The organism is Bacillus shivajii, assembly GCF_020519665.1.
In the GTDB taxonomy this organism is placed as follows: domain Bacteria; phylum Bacillota; class Bacilli; order Bacillales; family Salisediminibacteriaceae; genus Bacillus_CA; species Bacillus_CA shivajii.
In genome coordinates this window covers 3,778,076-3,797,941 of sequence record NZ_CP084703.1, presented here as the reverse complement: position 1 = coordinate 3,797,941, position 19,866 = coordinate 3,778,076, and the positions used below count along the sequence as shown (strand labels likewise).

13 protein-coding genes are annotated in these 19,866 nt (G+C 34.2%); 8 read left to right on the top strand and 5 right to left on the bottom strand.

The window, feature by feature from the left end; all coding sequences use genetic code 11:
* Positions 1-46 precede the first annotated feature (46 nt).
* On the bottom strand, positions 47-547 hold the full coding sequence (locus LGQ02_RS18390) for a zinc ribbon domain-containing protein (protein ID WP_226515736.1): 501 nt from the start codon (positions 545-547) through the stop codon (positions 47-49).
* A gap of 230 nt (positions 548-777) precedes the next feature.
* Here LGQ02_RS18390 and LGQ02_RS18385 point away from each other — a divergent pair, with 230 nt between their 5' ends.
* Positions 778-1,197, top strand: coding sequence for a DUF1284 domain-containing protein (locus tag LGQ02_RS18385; protein ID WP_226518372.1), 420 nt, complete (start codon positions 778-780; stop codon positions 1,195-1,197).
* A 169-nt stretch (positions 1,198-1,366) separates the two neighbouring features.
* The gene (locus LGQ02_RS18380; RefSeq protein ID WP_226515735.1) at positions 1,367-1,756 is read left to right on the top strand and encodes a hypothetical protein; all 390 of its coding nucleotides are present in this window, start codon (positions 1,367-1,369) and stop codon (positions 1,754-1,756) included.
* A 200-nt stretch (positions 1,757-1,956) separates the two neighbouring features.
* Here LGQ02_RS18380 and LGQ02_RS18375 read toward each other — a convergent pair whose 3' ends face one another.
* Positions 1,957-2,472, bottom strand: coding sequence for a hypothetical protein (locus tag LGQ02_RS18375; RefSeq protein WP_226515734.1), 516 nt, complete (start codon positions 2,470-2,472; stop codon positions 1,957-1,959).
* A 619-nt stretch (positions 2,473-3,091) separates the two neighbouring features.
* Here LGQ02_RS18375 and LGQ02_RS18370 point away from each other — a divergent pair.
* Complete coding sequence (locus LGQ02_RS18370) at positions 3,092-3,922, top strand: SGNH/GDSL hydrolase family protein (RefSeq protein ID WP_226515733.1); 831 nt, start codon at positions 3,092-3,094, stop codon at positions 3,920-3,922.
* 166 nt (positions 3,923-4,088) lie between these two features.
* Here the strand turns inward: LGQ02_RS18370 and LGQ02_RS18365 are convergent, their stop codons facing one another.
* Both LGQ02_RS18365 and LGQ02_RS18360 read right to left on the bottom strand, forming a co-directional pair.
* Positions 4,089-4,367, bottom strand: coding sequence for a hypothetical protein (locus tag LGQ02_RS18365; RefSeq protein WP_226515732.1), 279 nt, complete (start codon positions 4,365-4,367; stop codon positions 4,089-4,091).
* A gap of 411 nt (positions 4,368-4,778) precedes the next feature.
* Entirely contained in the window at positions 4,779-6,776 is a 1,998-nt protein-coding gene (locus LGQ02_RS18360) for an N-acetylmuramoyl-L-alanine amidase (protein WP_226515731.1), read from the bottom strand.
* Between the two features lie 403 nt (positions 6,777-7,179).
* On the opposite strand from LGQ02_RS18360, the gene LGQ02_RS18355 reads away from it, so the two are divergent.
* From LGQ02_RS18355 to tagD, 5 genes are all read left to right on the top strand, one after another.
* Positions 7,180-9,492 carry a cell wall-binding repeat-containing protein gene (locus LGQ02_RS18355; RefSeq protein ID WP_226515730.1) on the top strand — a complete coding sequence of 771 codons (2,313 nt, stop codon included), beginning with the start codon at positions 7,180-7,182 and terminating at the stop codon, positions 9,490-9,492.
* Positions 9,493-10,020: 528 nt separating this feature from the next.
* Positions 10,021-13,053: a CDP-glycerol glycerophosphotransferase family protein gene (locus LGQ02_RS18350; protein ID WP_226515729.1), complete on the top strand. Its 3,033-nt coding sequence runs from the start codon at positions 10,021-10,023 to the stop codon at positions 13,051-13,053.
* Between the two features lie 182 nt (positions 13,054-13,235).
* Positions 13,236-13,688 carry an IS200/IS605 family transposase gene (gene tnpA, locus LGQ02_RS18345; RefSeq protein ID WP_226515728.1) on the top strand — a complete coding sequence of 151 codons (453 nt, stop codon included), beginning with the start codon at positions 13,236-13,238 and terminating at the stop codon, positions 13,686-13,688.
* A 209-nt stretch (positions 13,689-13,897) separates the two neighbouring features.
* Entirely contained in the window at positions 13,898-16,048 is a 2,151-nt protein-coding gene (locus LGQ02_RS18340; RefSeq protein WP_226515727.1) for a bifunctional glycosyltransferase/CDP-glycerol:glycerophosphate glycerophosphotransferase, read from the top strand.
* A gap of 142 nt (positions 16,049-16,190) precedes the next feature.
* Entirely contained in the window at positions 16,191-16,586 is a 396-nt protein-coding gene (tagD, locus tag LGQ02_RS18335; RefSeq protein ID WP_226515726.1) for a glycerol-3-phosphate cytidylyltransferase, read from the top strand.
* 335 nt (positions 16,587-16,921) lie between these two features.
* On the opposite strand, the gene LGQ02_RS18330 is transcribed toward tagD, so the two are convergent.
* Positions 16,922-19,837 (bottom strand): CDP-glycerol glycerophosphotransferase family protein, encoded by a 2,916-nt coding sequence (locus LGQ02_RS18330; RefSeq protein WP_226515725.1) that lies wholly within the window; start codon positions 19,835-19,837, stop codon positions 16,922-16,924.
* Positions 19,838-19,866: the final 29 nt, after the last annotated feature.

Below are 19,866 nucleotides of genomic sequence, written 5' to 3'. Positions count from 1 at the left end.
ATAGTATTTCTTATAAATTGTTTTTTGCTAAGATAACAGATGGGTATTATGTATGGACAGCTGCCGATACAAATTTCATTCCACAGCACACACAAAAAGCGTGCGATCCATTGTTTTCTGTTTCGCAAGTAGGGCACACCTTTTGCTCTTCGTCATTTTCCGCAGAAGGTTGTTGTACTTCTTTTCCACAGCTTCCACAGAATTTATCTGTTTCTTGAACCGCCGAACCGCATTCACACCTATGCTCTTCTTGTTGTGCTTGAAGCTCTTCCACTTGTAATCCTAATTGATATAAAGAATGATCTCTTTCTACAATTGAATTAACTTGGTTTTCGTAAGGTGTTTTCTCATTATCACCTCGGCGAATGTTACGGTAAACTTCTTCTCCTAGTTGTAAGAGAAGATCGGCCTTTTCATTCGTTATTTTTTGTTGTTCTTGCTTAAGCTTATGAATTTGTTGGGCAGTTTGAAGCTTTTGTTTCCCTTGCTCAATTCCTCCTTGAAGTTTTGATAACCCTTCTCCCATTTTTGATTGTAAATCTGACATGGGCTAACCCTCCTATGTGTATTTGACTAATAAAAAAGAGGTATTCGCTATGCGGATACCACTTTATACCATAATTATAGAACATATTTCATATTTTACAACAAGAGTTTACATTATTTCGACAGTAAATATGAAAATGGTAGTGTAATAAATATATAGATAAAAAGAGAAAAATAAAATGGTTGTATGTTAAAATGGTATAAATTGTAATTGAAGGGGGTAGGTGTTTGATGGAGCGAACGTTGCGCGGCCACCACCTGTTATGTGTGCATGGATTCCAAGGAATGGGGTATAGTCCTGGTTTTGTCCGGAAAATGCAAGAGATTGTAGATGACATTCGTGATGAAGAGAAAGACTTTGCGATAAGGGTGCGTGTCGACTTAGACGAAGCATGTGGCGCTTGCCCCCACAATGGCGAGACAAAGTGCATTGCAAGTGAACAATCAGATGAACATGTAAAGGCGATGGATAGGAGGGGTATTGATCACCTTCAGTTAGAAAAGGATAAGCTTTATCGGAAGAGTAAGTTGGTAGAATGGACAGCTCAAAGAGTGAAACCAGATGATTTAGATACGTTATGTAAAGGGTGCAGCTGGTTGTCTTATGGTGTATGTAAGGCTGGAATTCAAAGGTTAAGAGAGAAATTGTAGGGGAAAATAATAGATAGCCTTGTTTTACGTTGTTTTTTACCAAAAATTATCATTTTTGTTACATTTATTTTGCTAAATTAGTACTATAGTATTATAATTGATGTCGTAAGTACTAGTATATTTAGCCTAAACGTAGCAATGCAATGATATTTTTGGGGAGGGACTTTTCTTGAGGAAAGAAGAGTTAGCATTAGAAATCCAGGGTAGAATAGAAGGATATTTCGGTAGCTATACAGAACCATCGAAAAAGAAAGAGAATGGATTTATAGTGTTTAACAGACATAGCGTAGAAATTGGGGAGGTAGATGTAACAAAATCTAAATTGTACATAAAGTTATATGTTAATAATAATTTATATCAGATGGAAGAACTGATGTATCGGTTACATTTACCTGAGCGAAAGAATGGTTCGCGCTACTCAGGGCTATATATCAAGAGCCTAGAGAAGCATGATAAGATTCAAGTTTTTCTTTACGCCGATTATTTCAGTCCAGTAAATTCAGTGAATTTAAGAGAGTTATATAAGTTTATAGAAGAAGCAGCAAGAATCTCAACATAAAGTGAATGACTGGATTTAAGCGTAATTGGAGCGTGACCCAGTCGCATAAAAAAACACCCCCAAGCATAACGGTGCCAGGCACCATTATGCTTGGGGGTGTATGTACAATCATGATCATATTGTTATGATAGGGGTCAGACTTGTTTTTGTTGATTGTTTATACACCGCATGCATGGCTGATCACTGTTTCATTCAACCGGTTACATATATTCCAACACTTTATCTAATAACCCGTTTAAATACTCAGATTTGAATTGTTCATATTTTTCTTTTGTGATGTCCGCTTGTTCAGATGAGTGGCCATTTTTTTGTAAGGTTTTTGCAAAGAGAGCGTATTTCTCCTCGAACCGATCGTCGATCTCGCTTTCTAACGATCTCGCTTCATTATAGTAGTTTCGATATAATGACAATAATGATAAAGTTCCGCCATCTTTGGTTTGTTCTTGTATGTCATTTATAGCTGTTTGAACAAATTTGGCAAGTTGTTCTTCTGCTTCGACTTGAAGAGTAGAGAATTTCACTTCAAATGCTTGAGTAATTTCGTGTTCGGATAAATGTATGTGACTCCCCGAATTTACATTGTTATCGTAGGTATCATGTAAAGCTATATCATCAGAACTTGGTTGATACTGTTTATTAATAATGAACTGACTTCCTCCAATAAATAAAATAGCAAAGATTAATATTGCTGTTAATGAGATGATTAATTGTTTCATGAAGATACATTCCTTCCTATAAAAATATATTCACATTGTTGACAAAGTATAGAATGTATATACTGAAACAAGGCTGTTTGCCATTGTAAAAGTTAAGAATTCTGCTTCTCATACGAGAATTTAGCTTAAATTGGACGTATGATTAGTTGGCATGGGTATCGTTTCGTTATGGTGTCATTAGCTTACTCGAAAGCCTGAAGCATTTGTAGAGTTTTTTCTGAGAAAAAGAGCACTCGTTTTATTTGTTGAAGGTGTTAGCTGTTTTTACATTTAGAATAGCCCATTTGTATCTGAAGAAGCGTGTTTTTTTGAAGCTTTATTAGCGGGAGATTGTTACTACTTATGCTCTATTAATGAATATACCCAGTTTTTACATCCGAACTATTCTGGAATATTAAAGGATGTAATTTTTGATTCATGAATATATGGGAGAGTTAATTGTTTTATTATGATGAGGGGGAAGGAAGCAGCAATGAATAGATTAAGGTTGAATAGGCACGATTGGTTTTTGGAACCTATGAATCTGTTAAATTTTGTAGTAAAATAGTGAATGGTTGGTAAACGATTTATGAGAAATTGGAAGTCTCCAGTTTAAAATTGTATAAGAGGAGTATCAAATATGTCTAAATGGTTAGTCATGATTGTTGTAATTATTTCCATCGTAGCTATTATTAGTGGACGTACTTATTATCAAAACAAGTTATCTAATATTTCAACAGACGCACAAGCAAGCATAAGCAATGATACGAATACTAAACAAGGATTAGAAGAAAGTGAAGCGTTTGATGATTTGCCAGAAGGAACAGAAGAAGATAGTGAATTGTCGTTTTTAACGAAAAATTTACCTGAAGAAATGACATCACTTATCAATCAAAAGTATGAGGCGAATGAACTTATTAAAGTTGCGACTTTTGGCTCTCGTGCATTAGTTGATTCTCAAGATGAAGAGGTCACTCCATGGCCTGAATTATTAGAAGAAAATTTAAATGAAGTTTATGGTCAAAAATTATTTCAAGTGGAGACATTTTCATATGGGTATAACAGTAGTACTGATGTGATCCTTAATAATGAGCATGTTGAAGCTGCAACAAATCAACCGGATATCTTAATCATCGAATCGTTTAATTGGAATGATAATAATTCGCAAGTTCATTTTAGTACGGGGTTCGATAATATACTAATGATAAAAGAAGCGTTTAAGTCAGAAAATCCAGATACTATTGTGATTATTCAGCCTTCACACCCGATTCCTAGTAATTATTATCCTGGTCAAGTAGATGATTTTTTACAGTTAGCAATAGAGCGTGGTTTGACTGTTATTGATCATTGGGAGAAATGGCCAGGAATTGATGATGAAGAGCTATTAACTTACGTAAGTGACTGGATGCCTACTCAAGCAGGACATGAGTTGTGGAGTGATGTAGTAGCTTCACAATTTTATGGCGAGTGATAGTAAAATAAAATAAGGCAACAACGTAAATCCCCCCTATATAATAGGGGGAATTTATAGTTCTTTTTATCATGATGTTGTCATTTTTCTACGATGTAATAGGAAGTGAGTGCTTGCAGTTTTTCAGTAATCACTAATTAAGCTAACCTACTATGTTAAAGTATGGTTATCTTGAGACTTGATAAGCTTCAAGTTCTTCATTTCTTTCTTTATTCCCAACAAAGTGTAGCTTGTGAGCGGAATAACCAGTATTGCACTCTGGGCATTGATATGGAAAGGTGTTGCTTTTGTTTGTTGCAGAAAGACGAACATCTGGAGATTGAGGCCCATAAACGTCTTTTACAATTTTGTTCCATTCGTCAACAGCAGTTGTTGCTTCGCATTGAGGGCACTCAATGTGCGTTGCATATTGTAGTTTTCTTTTTCGTAACATATTAAAGACCATAAACTTTTGCCACCTTTGTAACAAGAATTGGATATGTATAACAACCTATACAACTATTATCGTTAAAAAGACATGAAAATACATAGTACTATTTCCTATAAAAAAATAGGAGAATAGTATCTCAAAATGTCGAATTACAATAATTATATTATATCACTTTTTGATGAATTATGTTATATTTAAAAAAATGTTCACAAACTTTCAAAAAATATGTGTTATATATTTTAACCGTCTGATGATTCTTATAAACATAGGTTAGCTGTAATGATTGAAGAAGTATAGAACAGCAGTGGAAGTCGATATGTTTTAGATTTAGTCAGTAGGGTCATAACCAATAGCTCTATATAGATGAAGAAAAAAACGTCCTTGCACAATTGTACAAGGACGTTTTTTGTTTAAAGCATTATGAACCTATTTAAAGTAATTTAGCACACCTTCATAAATCCCTTCAGCTGCTCTTTGTCTATAACTGCTTTGTTTAAGCTTTGCTGCATCATCTGGGTGATCCATAAAGGCTACTTCTAATAGTGTACTTGGAATCTTTGTTTCTCTAACGACATGGAAATTTCCTTCAGCAACTCTACGGTAACGAGTGCCCATTTTTTCAACAACACTATCTTGAATAGAGTTGGCTAAACTAATACTTCTTGATCTTTCATACCTTCCGTGCCAAAAAGTTTCAGTACCTTGTACTACCCCATTAAATAAGTTGGCGTGAACACTGATGAAAATATCAGCACTTGAGCTGTTTGCTAAAGTTGATCGTTGTGACAAGGTTAAATAAGTATCATCTGTCCTTGTCATTATTACTGTAGCACCAGCGTCTTCTAAGATTTGTCTAGCTTTTAAAGAGATATCTAGCACTAAATCTTTTTCAATAATTCCATTTCCAATACCGCCTGGGTCAGATCCCCCGTGACCTGGGTCAAGGATTATTTTTTTCCCTTCAAGAGATCCATCTGAAGGTATCACCAACTCTACAAATTGTGCAGATACATAACCAATTTTACCGTCATATCCAATCTTATGCCAATCGTTACTCGTTGTCTCTAAAATTTCTACTTTCGTATTGTTAGATAATGAATCAATAATACTATAACTTGTACCTGGACCACTTCTAACATTTAAGGTAGTTGAGACTGAGACATAACCATAAGTTTTTTGGTTAGAAACTGCCTCTCTTAAAGTTGAGAATGTCTGTGGACCAGCAACCCCATCAACTGTAATTCCACTATCTCGTTGGAAGTCTGTGACTGCTGTTCGAGTACTTGGGCCAAAGTAGTTTTTTGGTTGGTCACTCGTAGAATATCCTGCATCAGCTAGTGAATTCCTTAACTCTATAACTTTACTATGGTAGTCTCCCAATCTAAAAACTGTTTTAGTGGGGTCTTCTAAGATCGTGTGCAGATCCCCGTAAACTTTAGAATTGACTGCAAGTTCACCACCAAGGACGAAAAGGTCACGATAACTTTTAGATAATAAGTGATTTTCTGTTGTTTGATGAATATTGTCTCCAACGAGAACGACGTCAGCTCGTTGTTTGGCTGCTAACGCTCCACCTGAAAGGCCATCTGGGAATCGGTCAGACGTAGCGATATAAGCTTTGTTTGAATTTAAGTTAAACCTATTAAGTACTTTAGTGTTTGTATCGAACCGTGTTTGTCCGTATATTCTTTCATAGTCAACATTTATTTGACTTAATGCACTTTCACTTATTACTAGGTCTCCCCCTAATGCATAGACTTTTTCAACATCTAGCTCTGATAAAGCTTGGCTTGTTTGTTGAGGGAGTGAATCTTTTTCTGTTAAAAGAATTGGAATCTCATTAACACCTGCATATGAAGCGATCGATAGAGCATCTTCAAATCTCGAATCGGTCACAATAAAAGCTTTTTCTGAACCGTTGGGAGCTACCTCATTGGCTATGAGCTCGGCTGTATCATGCATATTGTTGCCTGCTAATCTTTCTACTTGAATATTTAAAGCTCTTATGTCGTTTTCAACACTTTCTTCAATTGCTAGGTGTCCCCCTAAAATGATTACTTTTTTTGGACTTAATCGCTGAAGTTCATTTTTTGTAAATGAATCTAAGCGGTTATTTCTTGATAAAAGTAAAGGGGCATCGTATTTGGCAGCTAATGGAACTCCTGCTAATGCGTCTGAAAAGCGATCTCCTCTTGCAATGATTACAGTGTCGGCTTGAGACCAACCTTTGGATGAAATCAAGGCTGAGGTTTCGTATAGATTAGCTCCATCAATCCTTGATATTGAAGCTGGGTTCGCGACACTTTGTGCATTAACTGTATTATCAGAATCGTTAGTAGAGTTTGCTTTAGTTTCAATAGGGATTAGCCCAAGCGCCAACAAAAATATTAAGGAAATCTTAAAAAAGATTATAAACTTTTGCATATTGCATATTTTCTCTCCTCTCCACCTCTAAAATCAATAATTCTTACATTATACATTATACTTCAACAAAATAGTTTATAAATAGTACGAATATAGTAATATTAAGTAGAAATTTATCGAATGGTTTATATTTCCGATTATGACAACAATTATAGCATTTTTTACAATTTCATTACATGCTATATACCTATTTGAAATTGTAAAAAAATGATATAAAATGTGGATTATAGTAATTTCAGTTGCATTAATAGATAAGCAAAACATATGAACTAATAATGACCACTAGTATATTTATAAATTTTTGGGTTGTTAGATTGCTAGAATAAGAGACGGTAAGGGAGGTGCGGTTTAAATATTCATGTAGAACGCGTTTATGGAATTTTAGTTAGGAGGCAATATTATAATGAAGAATATTAATTTATTATTTATTCTGTCAATGGTGATCATTTTCACAACTTCTTTTGCGACTTTACAGGAAGCGTCTAGTGGGAGTGATTGGAATGTCAATAAAGAAAAAAGTTATGATCGTGTAGTAAGCGACACGTTTGATACACATTCTATTGAAAAGCAATTTTTAATAGAAAATAGTGACGAAGTAAGTTATGTGAAGCAAAATAACGAGGTTGTAAGCGAAATTGAATATGGTTACGTTGAAAAAATAACAGAATTCACTGTAGACAATCGTACATATTTATTAATTGAAAATCGTTATGATGGTAGTGCTAGTACATTAAAGTATGTCGTTGTCAATGTTTCAGAAGAAGACTTAGAGGTTATCTACAGTTCAGAACCGTTATCAAGAGGATTGGTGAAATTTGATGAAGAAAATGGGAATTTTCATATTTCAACACCCGTTTACTCAGAAAATGATAGTTTAGCAGAACCGAGCAAGGTAGGTGTTTCTTATTTTGATTTGGCTTCATCATCACTGAATGAAATCAAGTCTGAAGAAATGAGTATAGCTGAATATACTAAAACTTTTAAACAAGAAGAGCCAGAGTTTGGGATTTTTTCATCAGCAGAGTCGTATTCAAACCCTAGCTGGGATGAGGTTAATCGATTATTAACTGAAACAGCAATAGAATACAACATTCCTCCAGAAGTCTTTAAAGCTATTGCTTGGCAGGAAAGTAGATGGAGACAGTTTGATACAAATGGTGATCCAGTAATAGGCTTTGATGGTAGAGGTCTAGGGATTATGCAAATTACACATACAAAAGAATATCTAGAAAATAATCCTGATGAAGAGCGTAAATTGAAGTATGATATCGAATATAATATAAAAAAAGGTGCAGAAATTCTAATAGATAAATGGAACTGGACAAATAATTTGCTTCCAGTTGTAAATGATGGAGATTGGAAGACAATCGATAATTGGTATTTTGCAATCGTTGCTTATAACGGCATTGGAATTATTAATGATCCAAGTAACCCCGAATCACCAGCAGGGTACCCATATCAAAACCGAATTTATGACCATATGAAAAACCATGGTTTGTTGCATGTTTATCAAATTCCTGACGGACAGTTAAATATCGGTGTTAGAAAAGATAATCCTAATGTAATGGATTTCCGTGCCAACATGCATTATGAAACTCCAAAGCCTCACGATCGAACAAAGCATCTTTATGAGAAAGGGGATCGTGTGAAAACGACGGCTAATTCTTTAACCTTAAGGAATGAGCCAGGTGGAAGTAATATTGGGACTATTCCATGGGGATCAGAATTAACGATTACTGGAGGAAGAAAATACCAAAACAATGCAAATAACCATTTCGTGTGGTATCCGGTCGAATATAATGGGCAGAATGGATATGTTGCATCTAGTTATTTAACAGATAGCAATGAAACGATTCGAAAATATGGTCAGACTCGTTTTTCGACGGCTGCAAAAATTTCTCAGCAAGGTTGGAGAACATCAGATACAGTTGTACTTGTTAGAGGAGACGAGTTTCCTGATGCATTAGCTGGAGCACCGTTAGCTTATCAATTGGATGCACCAATGTTAGTAACTAGAACTAATACGTTACGCCCTGAGACGAAGCAGGAAATTAAACGCTTAGGGGCAAAAAATGTCGTAATTTTAGGTGGCCACCTTGCTATTGATGATAGTGTCGAAAAAGTACTAGAGCAGGATATGGGATTAAATGTTGACCGTATTGATGGTCGTACGCGCTTTGACACAGCAAGGATGATTGCAGACAGACTTGGTGATGGAAATCATGAAGAAGCAATTGTTATTAATGTTGATGCTTTTGCTGACGCTATGGCGATTGCACCATATGCATCTAAGAATGGAATTCCAATTCTCTTGACAAATAAAAGTAATATTCCAGATGTAACAAAAGAGGTTTTAGATAATGTGGAACGTACGATTTTACTTGGTGGGGACCTCGTTATATCAGATTCTATAGCAAATGATATGCCAAATGCTCAGCGTTTTGAAGGTCGTACGAGATATGATACAACAGAAATGATTGTAAGTGAGTTAAATTCAAACCGTGACCATGCTTATGTTGTTAGCGGGGAAGATTTTGTAGATGGACTCACTGGGTCAGTATTAGCAGCTAAAAGAGGACATTCAATCATACTTACTGATACAGATAAGTTACCACCTGTATCAAAGAATTTAATGAACGACTTTAACAGGGTTACTATTGTAGGAGGTCCTTTAGCAATTGCTGAAAATGTGGTAAATGAAATAAAAAACAGGTAAAAAGTGTGGCCGATTGGCCATGCTTTTTTTGTGGTCTAGGAAATTATAAAATATGTCCTTGTGGATAAGTAATAGCTAGTTGTTACTTCTAAGAGAAAGGCACAACGGTGGACGACTTGACTCCTGCGTTACTTCGTTTTACTCGTCGCAAAGCTGCAAGGAAACAAACTCAATGCTGCAGCTTCGCTCGAGGTTGCTTCGCCCCGTCATTTGAAGTATTGAGCGACTTATTCATGCCAGTTAATCCAAAGAGCGTTTACATTACAAGTAATCTACGGTTTGCCTCAAAGGATACACTTCGAAGCAATGCTTGCAGAGGAAGAGGCAGCACTTGACGCTCGTGTACAACGTGCTTGCACTTTTGTTCTAAAAATTAATCATATATACCTAGGGGGAAAAGGTTTTTTTGGACTAGCCATAAGGGTATAGTTAAAAACGAACTTTTTTATTACTTTCATGCACAGTGTTCATGGTAAGAAAATTCCAGAATATCTAGTGAGGTTTTCTTGCCATTAAAGGAGGTAAATCATGATTGAAGTGATAAAGGAGAAAAACTTCCCCTTTTTAAAACGAAGTGATATCATTAGACGCATTTATAGGAAAGTTGTTCATCAATTGAATGAAAGGCGAAAAAAATATAAATTTCAATTAGTTGACACTCTTATTAATGATAATGAAATGGAGTTGACTTGTATACTTCCTTCATTACCACGGAAGCTGCAATTAAATAAAGTAGAACAGTTCTCTTACATAGAGGTTGTTAACCATGAGCAAGGGAGTAATAAGGAAACCGACAACCATTTAATGGAAAGTGTTGATTGCATCGTTGATAGATCAACAAAGGAAATTAAGGTCATTTCTTCTTTAAAGTTTGATTTTAAACACTTAACAGAAGAGGACTTCTTAAGGAAATGGAAAATATATATCGTTCTTTCTGATGGAAATAGGGAAATCAAGTATCGTACTCGTGTATACCATCCTAATTTACTCGATTATTCGAAGTTTTATTATGATCGGAACAATAAAGAACTTATATACCCCTTTATAACTAGGAATGGGAAACTAAGTTTAGAAGCAACACGGGTAGAGAAACTTTCTTACATTCACTCATTTCCTAACTGTGTTACACATATTGAAAAGACAGAAACAGGGTATATGGTACATGGAACTGTCCATTATCCAATTTTACAAGATATGGTAGATGTGGAGGAGATAGGAATAGTTATAAAAGAAAGGAAGGGGAGGTTCGTAAAAAAAATCCCGCTAAATTTAAACTTAAACGGTAAGTGGCATGTTCATATTTCAACTGATAGTTTTGCATATTCGTCCGGTTTATCTAACGTTTATTTTTATTTAAGAGACGCCCATGATGAAAAGTTGTTTAAGGCAGCAACTTCGGGTGGCTCATTAATGGAAAGTGACTCACAAATAATAACGGATGATAGAAAAGGTGTAATTAAGCTATTTCCTTTTAAAACTTCAAAAAATGTGCTTTCTATACGGACTCAAACTGAAACGTTGAAAATACATCACTTTCATGTGATTAGGGAACAAACACGTTTGATCATGAAAGGGGAGGTAGAACTCCCAGAATATGTAGGTGCAGACAGTAACTTTGAAGTGCTCTTTAGAGAACGTAACTCTGAAAAGAAGATATACGTGCCGACAAACATTAAGGAATTTAAAGGTAGGGAGGGGAGAATTGCTGTTGAATGTATATTAAATGAAGAGGATTTATTTAATGTCGATAAAGCCCATAATAAAATTAACGATGTTTATTTACAAGTCACTTCAAAAGGGAGATCCTTGCATTATAGATTTCGCACTCGAGATAAAATGATAGCCGAAAGTACAAAGAAAGAACATAAAACAAACAATTCTATTTATCATTCCTACTTTTATTCTACTGTGCATAATAGACTATCATTTACATTTAGGGAAGTTCCATTACAAAGGGATGTTACGAACATATTTTTTGAAAGTGGTTATTTGCATTTGTCGGGGAGCGCATTTGCGACAGGTTTGTCTTATAGTAGGGTTAAAAATCAAGAAACATATATTATTGCTAAAGGGAGAAATAATGAAAAAGAAATATATTTTCCCGTTCATAAGCGTAACCCTTTATCGAAATTTATTTTCAAACATAAACATCAATTTAAAGTTTCTATCCCTTTAAATATACTGGATGGACTCCGCGATATAGATAAAGATATTATTGATTTTTACATTATGATAAGAACGCATGAAGTTACAAAGAAGAGGAAATTAGGTTGTCAACATTTTGAATACAATAAAGACGGTATTACCGGATCATATGTCGATAGAGGAAAGGAATTCGCGAAAGGATATTATGCAACATTTACTCCTCGAGGGAATATAAAAATTGAAACTTATTGTTATACAAATCATCAGCTTCATTTGTTAGATGAAGCTAATGAAAAATGGAGGCGGCATGAATTATCAAAAGATATTTGGATCGTAGGTGAGAGACCGGATACAGCTCAAGATACAGGATATCATTTTTTTAAATATTTGAGAGAGAACTACCCAAATAAAGAGGTGTACTATGTTATTAATTCAAGTTCAAAAGATATTAGGAATATCGAACCTCTAGGGAATGTTTTATTTATTGGCAGTGATGAACATATAGAAAAATGTTTATATGCAACAGCTTTTTTCGGTTCACATGATCTAGAGTATTTGCTCCCGTTTAAGGGAGTTGCGATGGAGTCCTATAAAAATGCTTTAAAGGTATTCCTACAACATGGTGTACTAGGCCGTAAAAATGTTGAGTATCATAAAAAATATTATGATTACCCTTTCGATTTGTTTTGTGTGAGTTCATCTGGGGAAAAACAAATGGTTGTTGAAAAGATGGGGTATCACCAGAGTGATGTCAAAGTGACTGGATTATCTAGGTTTGATAATTTATTAACCAACCATGAGACGGAACCAACGATATTACTTATTCCGACTTGGAGAGAGTGGCTAAGTACAGAAGAGGACTTCTTACAATCAGACTACTTTGAGAGGTTTAAGTCATTATTAATGAATAAAGATCTTCACTCGGTTCTAGAAAATAATAATGTGAAGTTAAAATTTTATCCTCACTATCGGATGCAACACTATCTTGACCATTTTTGTCTTATTGATCATGACAACATTGAAGTAATTGGCTTAGGGGAAGAGAACGTCCAAGACTTATTGAAATCCACCAGTCTCATGATCACTGATTATTCTAGCGTGACATTCGACTACACATTTATGTCTAAGCCAGTCATTTATTATCACTTTGACCGAGAGAGCTTTTTTAAAAATGGGATTCTTCGGCCAGTTAGTGAAACTTTTTTAGGTGAGATTGTAAATAATGAAAATGAATTAATTGTCGAGATTGAAAAGGCAATATTAAATGATTTTAAAGAAAAAGATGATGTTAAAAATAATAAGCATACTATTTTTGATAAAGTAGATAGTAAAAATTGCGAGAGAATAGTAAAAGTTACAAATGATTATATTTTAGAACATAAAAACACTAGAATTGATAGTAATATTACTGAATAACAATAAGAGAATTGCCGTTAAAAAGGCGATTCTCTTATTGTTTAATTAAAGTCTTTTTAAACCACAGGATCTGCCTGTGTGAAAATAAACCTTTAAGGGTTGTAATAGGAAAAAATCCCCTCTCGTTTATATAATAGAAGTGGCCGCCAAACCAACTTCATAAAACGAGAGGGGATATGCTCATGTCGAGCGACAATAGTTTATCACACACAAGGTGGAATTGTAAGTACCACATTGTGTTTATACCAAAGTATCGAAGGAAGATCATATACGGCAAGTTAAGAAGAGATATCGGAGCAATATTACGCAGACTATGTGATATGAAAGATGTTGAAATCATTGAAGCACATGCGATGCCAGACCACATTCACATGTTAGTAAGGATCCCTCCCAAAATGTCTGTTTTGTATTTCATGGGATACTTAAAAGGAAAAAGCTCGTTAATGATCCATGATAGACATGGGAATTTAAAATATAATCATGGGAATCGAACATTCTGGGCTAAAGGATATTACGTAAGTACCGTAGGCTTGAATCAAAAGGCTGTTGCAAAATATATCAGAGAACAAGAAGCAGAAGACCGCTTGCGAGACAATATGAGCAAGCGAGAATACGTAGATCCGTTTAAAAAATAAAGTGTGGAGATAAACGGTTGGCGGTTAATTCAAAGGCTCCCTTTAGGGAGTGTGGTTGGTAAAGTGCCCTTATAGGGCGAAATTAAAACCGCCCGTTCTACGGGCGGATAGTTATTTATTCTTGTCAATAATATTATTGACAAGAATAAATATTACTTCTATGTTAAAATTACAATTAATTAGATAAAAGACGATATATGAGGTGTACTATGAGTAAAGTGTCAGTAATTGTACCAGTATATAATGATGAGGAAAATATTGGACGGTGTTTACATTCCATTTCAGAACAAACACATTCTGATATCGAAGTAATTATAATAGATGATGGGTCAAATGATGGAACGCATAAAGTTATTGAGAAATATTTAAAGGATGATAATCGCTTTTATTATATTAATAATGACAATAATCAAGGTGTAGCTTCAGCTAGAAATACAGGTATAAAAAAGGCAACTGGTGATTTCCTTTATTTTATTGATAGTGATGACTTCATCGCACCATATTCGATTGAAGTGCTTGTAAATCATATAAAAGATCACCTAATGATTGTTGGCCCAATTCATAAATATAATTCAGCAGTCGAATTCACCCAACCAGATATTAATGCAGTCAAAGTAAAAAAAATAAAGGCTAAATCGAAAAAATTTGCTTCACGTACAAGAAGTGTTGCGAATATACTATTTAATGCAGAGTTTATTCGTGAACAAGACGTGTTCTTTGAAGAGAATGTAAAACATTACTCGGATCTATCATTTAATATCTCGTTATTTCAACAATTAAGTGAATTACCACAAGTAAATACGCCTACTTATATGAGAGGACCTTATGATGATCCGATTAATAAGCCTAGACTTCATCAATTAACAGATGACCAGAAAATTTATGATTTTCTTTATGTATATAATCAATTAGCTGAAAACTTTGTTGGAAATTCAGCAATAAAAAAAGATATGGATAACAGGCTTTTAGATCTCTATTTTAATACTGTTGTTAATAGGGTATTGGATGATGAGGATGTATTAGGTGAATGGATCGCTTCACTTACTAAAGCAGTACAGCATGTTAATAAAAAAGAAATAGCTAGACGCGGTTCAATCGGGAGTAAAGAAATTTTAGCGATAAAAAGTGGCAACCTAAAACTTACACTGAAGCGTATGAAAATGAGAACATTCGTTTCAAGGGTGAAAAAAGTATTTAAGAGTAAACAGAACCTATATAAAGAACTATATCAATCGTTATTTCAAAAGCTCCCTCTCAAAAAAAATAGAGTCGTTTTTGAAAGTTTTGGAGGTAAAAGCTACTCTTGTAACCCGAAATATATTTATGAAGAATTACTAAAAGAAAATGATAACAAATATAAGTTTATATGGATATATGAGGGTGAAAAAGAGGTGATCCCAGGAAATCCAATTGTTATCAAAAGGTTCAGTTTAAAATACTATTATTATTTAGCTACATCAAAGTATTGGGTATTCAATGCAAGAACGCCTAACTTTTTAACTAAAAGAGAAGGGATTGTTTACTTGCAAACTTGGCATGGTACGCCACTAAAGAAATTGGGTGTTGATATTAAGGAAGTTCAAATGCCAGGTACTACAACAGAGAAATATAAGTGGAACTTTTATAATGAATCTAGGAAATGGGACTACTTAATTTCTCCAAATTCATATTCGACTACCATCTTTAAGAGAGCATTCCATTTTGATAAGCACATGCTGGAGTTTGGCTATCCAAGAAATGATGCATTATATTTAGAAAACGACCAATTAGAGAAGAAAAAGAAGGAAGTTATTGCAAAATCAAATTTGCCGACGAATAAAAAAGTTATATTATATGCTCCTACTTGGAGAGATGATGAATTTTTTGGGAAAGGTAAATATAAATTTGATATTAAATTAAACTTAGAAGAAATGAAAAAACAGCTTGGGAATGAGTATGTTGTAGTTCTACGTATGCATTATTTAATCTCCAATAATTTAAACATCGATGGATTAGAAGGTTTTGCATATAACCTCTCAGATTACGAAGATATAGCAGAGCTTTACCTAATTTCTGATATTCTTATAACAGATTATTCCTCTGTCTTTTTTGATTATGCTAATTTAAAAAGACCTATGATTTTTTATGCGTATGATATTGATAAATATCGCGAAAATTTAAGGGGCTTTTATATGGACTATGAGAATGAATTGCCTGGTCCAATTATTAAATCGACAGATGAGGTCATTCGTGTAGTTAAGGATATTGGCCATATTCAAGAAGATTATAAGGAAAAAATGCATTCGTTTTATAACAAATTTTGTAATTTTGATGATGGTAAGGCGGCAAGAAATGTTATTAATGCTGTAGTTAAGAAGTGATATCTAGAAAATGGAAAGTATCATAATAAAAAAATGGTTATTACAGCAATGAGTTTGTGTTATAATCAAAGGTGTTGTAGTAAATGACTTTTAATCAATACAGACATATAAATTCGATATAAATATTTAAGGAGGCTGTATCGTGAAAAAAGTAATTACTTATGGTACCTTTGATTTATTGCACTGGGGCCATATTAATATATTAAAACGAGCAAAAGCTTTAGGCGATTATCTAATAGTTGCAATTTCATCTGACCAGTTTAATGAAATAAAAGGGAAGAAAGCTTATCATAATTATGAACACCGTAAAATGATCCTTGAGGCAATTAGATATGTAGATGAAGTTATCCCTGAACACACCTGGGATCAAAAAGTACAAGATGTTAATAACCACGACGTCGATATTTTTGTGATGGGTGATGATTGGGAAGGGGAATTTGATTTCTTAAAAGAACATTGTGAAGTCATCTATCTCCCGAGAACTGAAGGGATTTCAACAACGAAAATAAAAGAAGAGTTAATGTTAGTTAAAAATTAAAAAGTTCAAGAGGCTGTCATTTAAGTGACAGCCTCTTTTTTGCGAGTGGCAGCACATGTGCTAAAGGGTGAGAGTCCCGAATGCATCGGCCAGCCGGCAAGCATTAGCTGACAGATAGTGCGTTGACTGTGAAGTAGCGTGCGGAGGATCTGAAGGCAAACCTCTGAACAGAGCTGGGACTCGTAAGTTTATCATCTGTTTATGATGAACGTTATCTCTAAAAGGGATATATGGGAAGAGCCACATGCGAAGGTCCGCACGTGTGTGCTCTGTGAGAGGCGTGGTCAGTAATGGCGACGCCTACTCGGTTATTCTTGCCTTTAAATGAAGGTTGCTCATTTCGATTTTGTCAGATTACGAGTATTTAATACTTCTTTGAAAATTCGCTCTGAATTATTTTGGTCTTGGTATTTGAAGATGTTATGTTTTTGATCACTAAAAGTTGTTTTCTCATCAAATGACTTACTTGCGTAATCACCTAAGTAGTTAATGAGCTCATGTTCTTCAGTTAAAATGTCCCCAAGAAATGTTTCTTCAATAGGTCTTAATATTCCTTTATTAAAAAATCTACTTTCATCAAAGTGATAAAAAATTACTGGCTTATTTAAGTAATTAAAATCGAAAGATACGCTTGAATAATCAGTAATCATTAATTTACTCTCGATTAGCAGACTTTGTAAGTCTGTCTCCCCAGTACTGTGAATTGTAATAAGAGGGTGTGTTTTTATGTTTTTGCTCTTAAAAAAATGTTGCATACGATAATGTGGATAAAAAACTAGCTCCATTTTATATTTTTCAAGTAATTGATGTAGCTGTTTATTTTGAAGAAGAGACTTATACTTCATGAAATACTCAGACTCATCGAATTTATTTTGCGTTGTAATCCAGTCCCGCCAAGTAGGGATAAGTAAAATTTGGTGCTTTTCCTTTACATGATCTTTTGTTAACGTATCGAACCTTGAAAGACCGGTTATAAATACTTCCTCTTCTTTGTAACCAAATTCTTCAATTAATAATTGCTTCTCGCCTTCCGAACTAACACAAATGAAATTATAGGGCATTTTATAAAACTTTTTATAATACTCAACTTTCTTCCTACCGAGTATACCGTGTTGAAGAAAGACTCGTAATGCGTTGTCGTAGTTCTTTAAATGTTGCCCTTTAATAGGAAGAAGATAGTCGATATCATGGGATGAGAAAAATGCAGTTGCTTTCATGCACATTTCAGCATGCTTGGCACTACCAATATAAAGGATGTTTCCATAATCTTTTAATCTCTCCTCATCTTTTGATCCAGGTAAGATAGCGTAATAAACATCAAGATCTGGATGATGGTCACGGCAATATTTAAAGAAGTAATAACCATTATCTTGTGCTGTATCCGGCCTCTCTCCTATAATCCAAACTTCACCTTCGTTATTGTTGAATTGAATATTTCTTTCTTTCTCTTCAATCAACGCTAAGTTTTCAGGTGATTGTAAGATTGTTTCAACCTTGAGGTTTCCTTTTGGAGTGAGTGTTGTATACAACAAAATTCTTTTATTATTATAGGTGAGTGTTTTCGTATCGAGATAGCCATCTTTAAAGTAATCAAACTCTTTGAAGCCTAATTTCCGTTTCTTTTTATAAGTGCCAAAGTCTGCTTCAATATAAAGCTCTAATATGTCTTTATTTTTTTGGATGAGCGTTATTATGTCTTTAAGGAAAAAGCCCGCCCTAAATGTGTACTTGTCTTTTTTCGTTGATGAATCTGGGTTTACTAGTACTTCAGCAGGTGCTTCCAATGACATTCCAGAGACACGGTTCAGTATTAGTAGTTTTACTAGAGGCTGTTCTTTTTCTATGCTTTTAATCTTTTGTAAATTTGTTGTACCTTCAATGATAAACCTCTCTTGATCAATCGACACATTCTCGATATTTCGAAAGAACTCCATTGCTTTCTTATGGAAAGTTAATTCACCATCTTCGGATATATTAAAGTAACAATGGAAAGCTTCTTCATCTTTTATCAATTCTCTTCCTACTAATTTATTTGTTTCACTGATTGCTGACTTAATAGAAATTTCATTTGATACTTCGTGGAATAATACTGCATACTCAGTGTTACTCTTAATCAAATCGACTTTCTCAATTTGTAGAGCCGCTCTTATTACACCTTTACTCTCTTTTTTTATTTTGACTGGATATGTTATTTGAGATGGTAAATCCTGATTTTCTAAAGTTATTGAACAAGGCTTCTCCAGGGCTACTGGTGACTGAAGATGAAAGTTTACTTCTAATGTTTCTTGTGAAATTTTATTTAGTATAATATCTGTCAAAGTGAGATATAAAGGGAACAACTTCAAGGATAATGACCCTTTTTTGGTTGTATAGGAAGAGCAAACAAAAGAGTTATAATCCGTACGGTAAAAGCCCTTTTTAAAGTGGTTTATAGGGTTTAATTGATTTTCGATATTCATTCGATAGACAATTTCTTGCCCGTTATTTTTCTGAAGAAAAAAGTAAAAATCAATGATTCCATCTTGGTTTGGTAGGTCTTCTAACAGAACTGTTCTTGACCAATAATTAGAGGGGGCTCGCTCAACGGTTAACTTTATTAATTGATCGGTTCCTCTTTTCTTAAGGATAATCCCTATACTGTTTAAGTGTTCTGTACTAATTTTTAAATCAGGTAATAACTGTCCCCTTAATGTAACGGCTTCATTACTTTCTGTTAACTCGGTAGAAGAGTTATTATCAATTTCCAATTCATTGATCGCAGAATGATGGAATTTTTTTATACTGAAGTTCCCGTTGATTGTTTTATATGGTTGATACAAATAGGGCCCTTTAGAAAATATATCATTTTCACATGTGAAGGTTGCATCTTCGGAAATTGCAGCCCTGTAATACTTGGATTGGTCGAGTGATGTATTCAATACGACATAAAATGCCCATTTCGTATACAGTTGTTCTTCACTATCATTAAGTGATGCTAAATTGTAATAAGCTGTACCTTCAATATTTTTTCTAAATAATGTATTTTCGACTGATATTTCATCGATAGGTATTCTTGTATACTGATCTTTATTATCCATGCGACGGATTTCGACAAAAAGATTTGTTTTGAGGTTTTCAATTTTAAAATACTTCGGTAAGTTTTTAAGTGTGAAACGCAACTTTAAAAAAGCTTCATCGTGCGCTATTTCTGATAATGAGCAGCTTTCTTGTATTAGGGAAGTTGGTTTAAAGGAAATTTTGTTCAGTTTCATGTCTTCCACCCTTTAATAAATCTATTCTT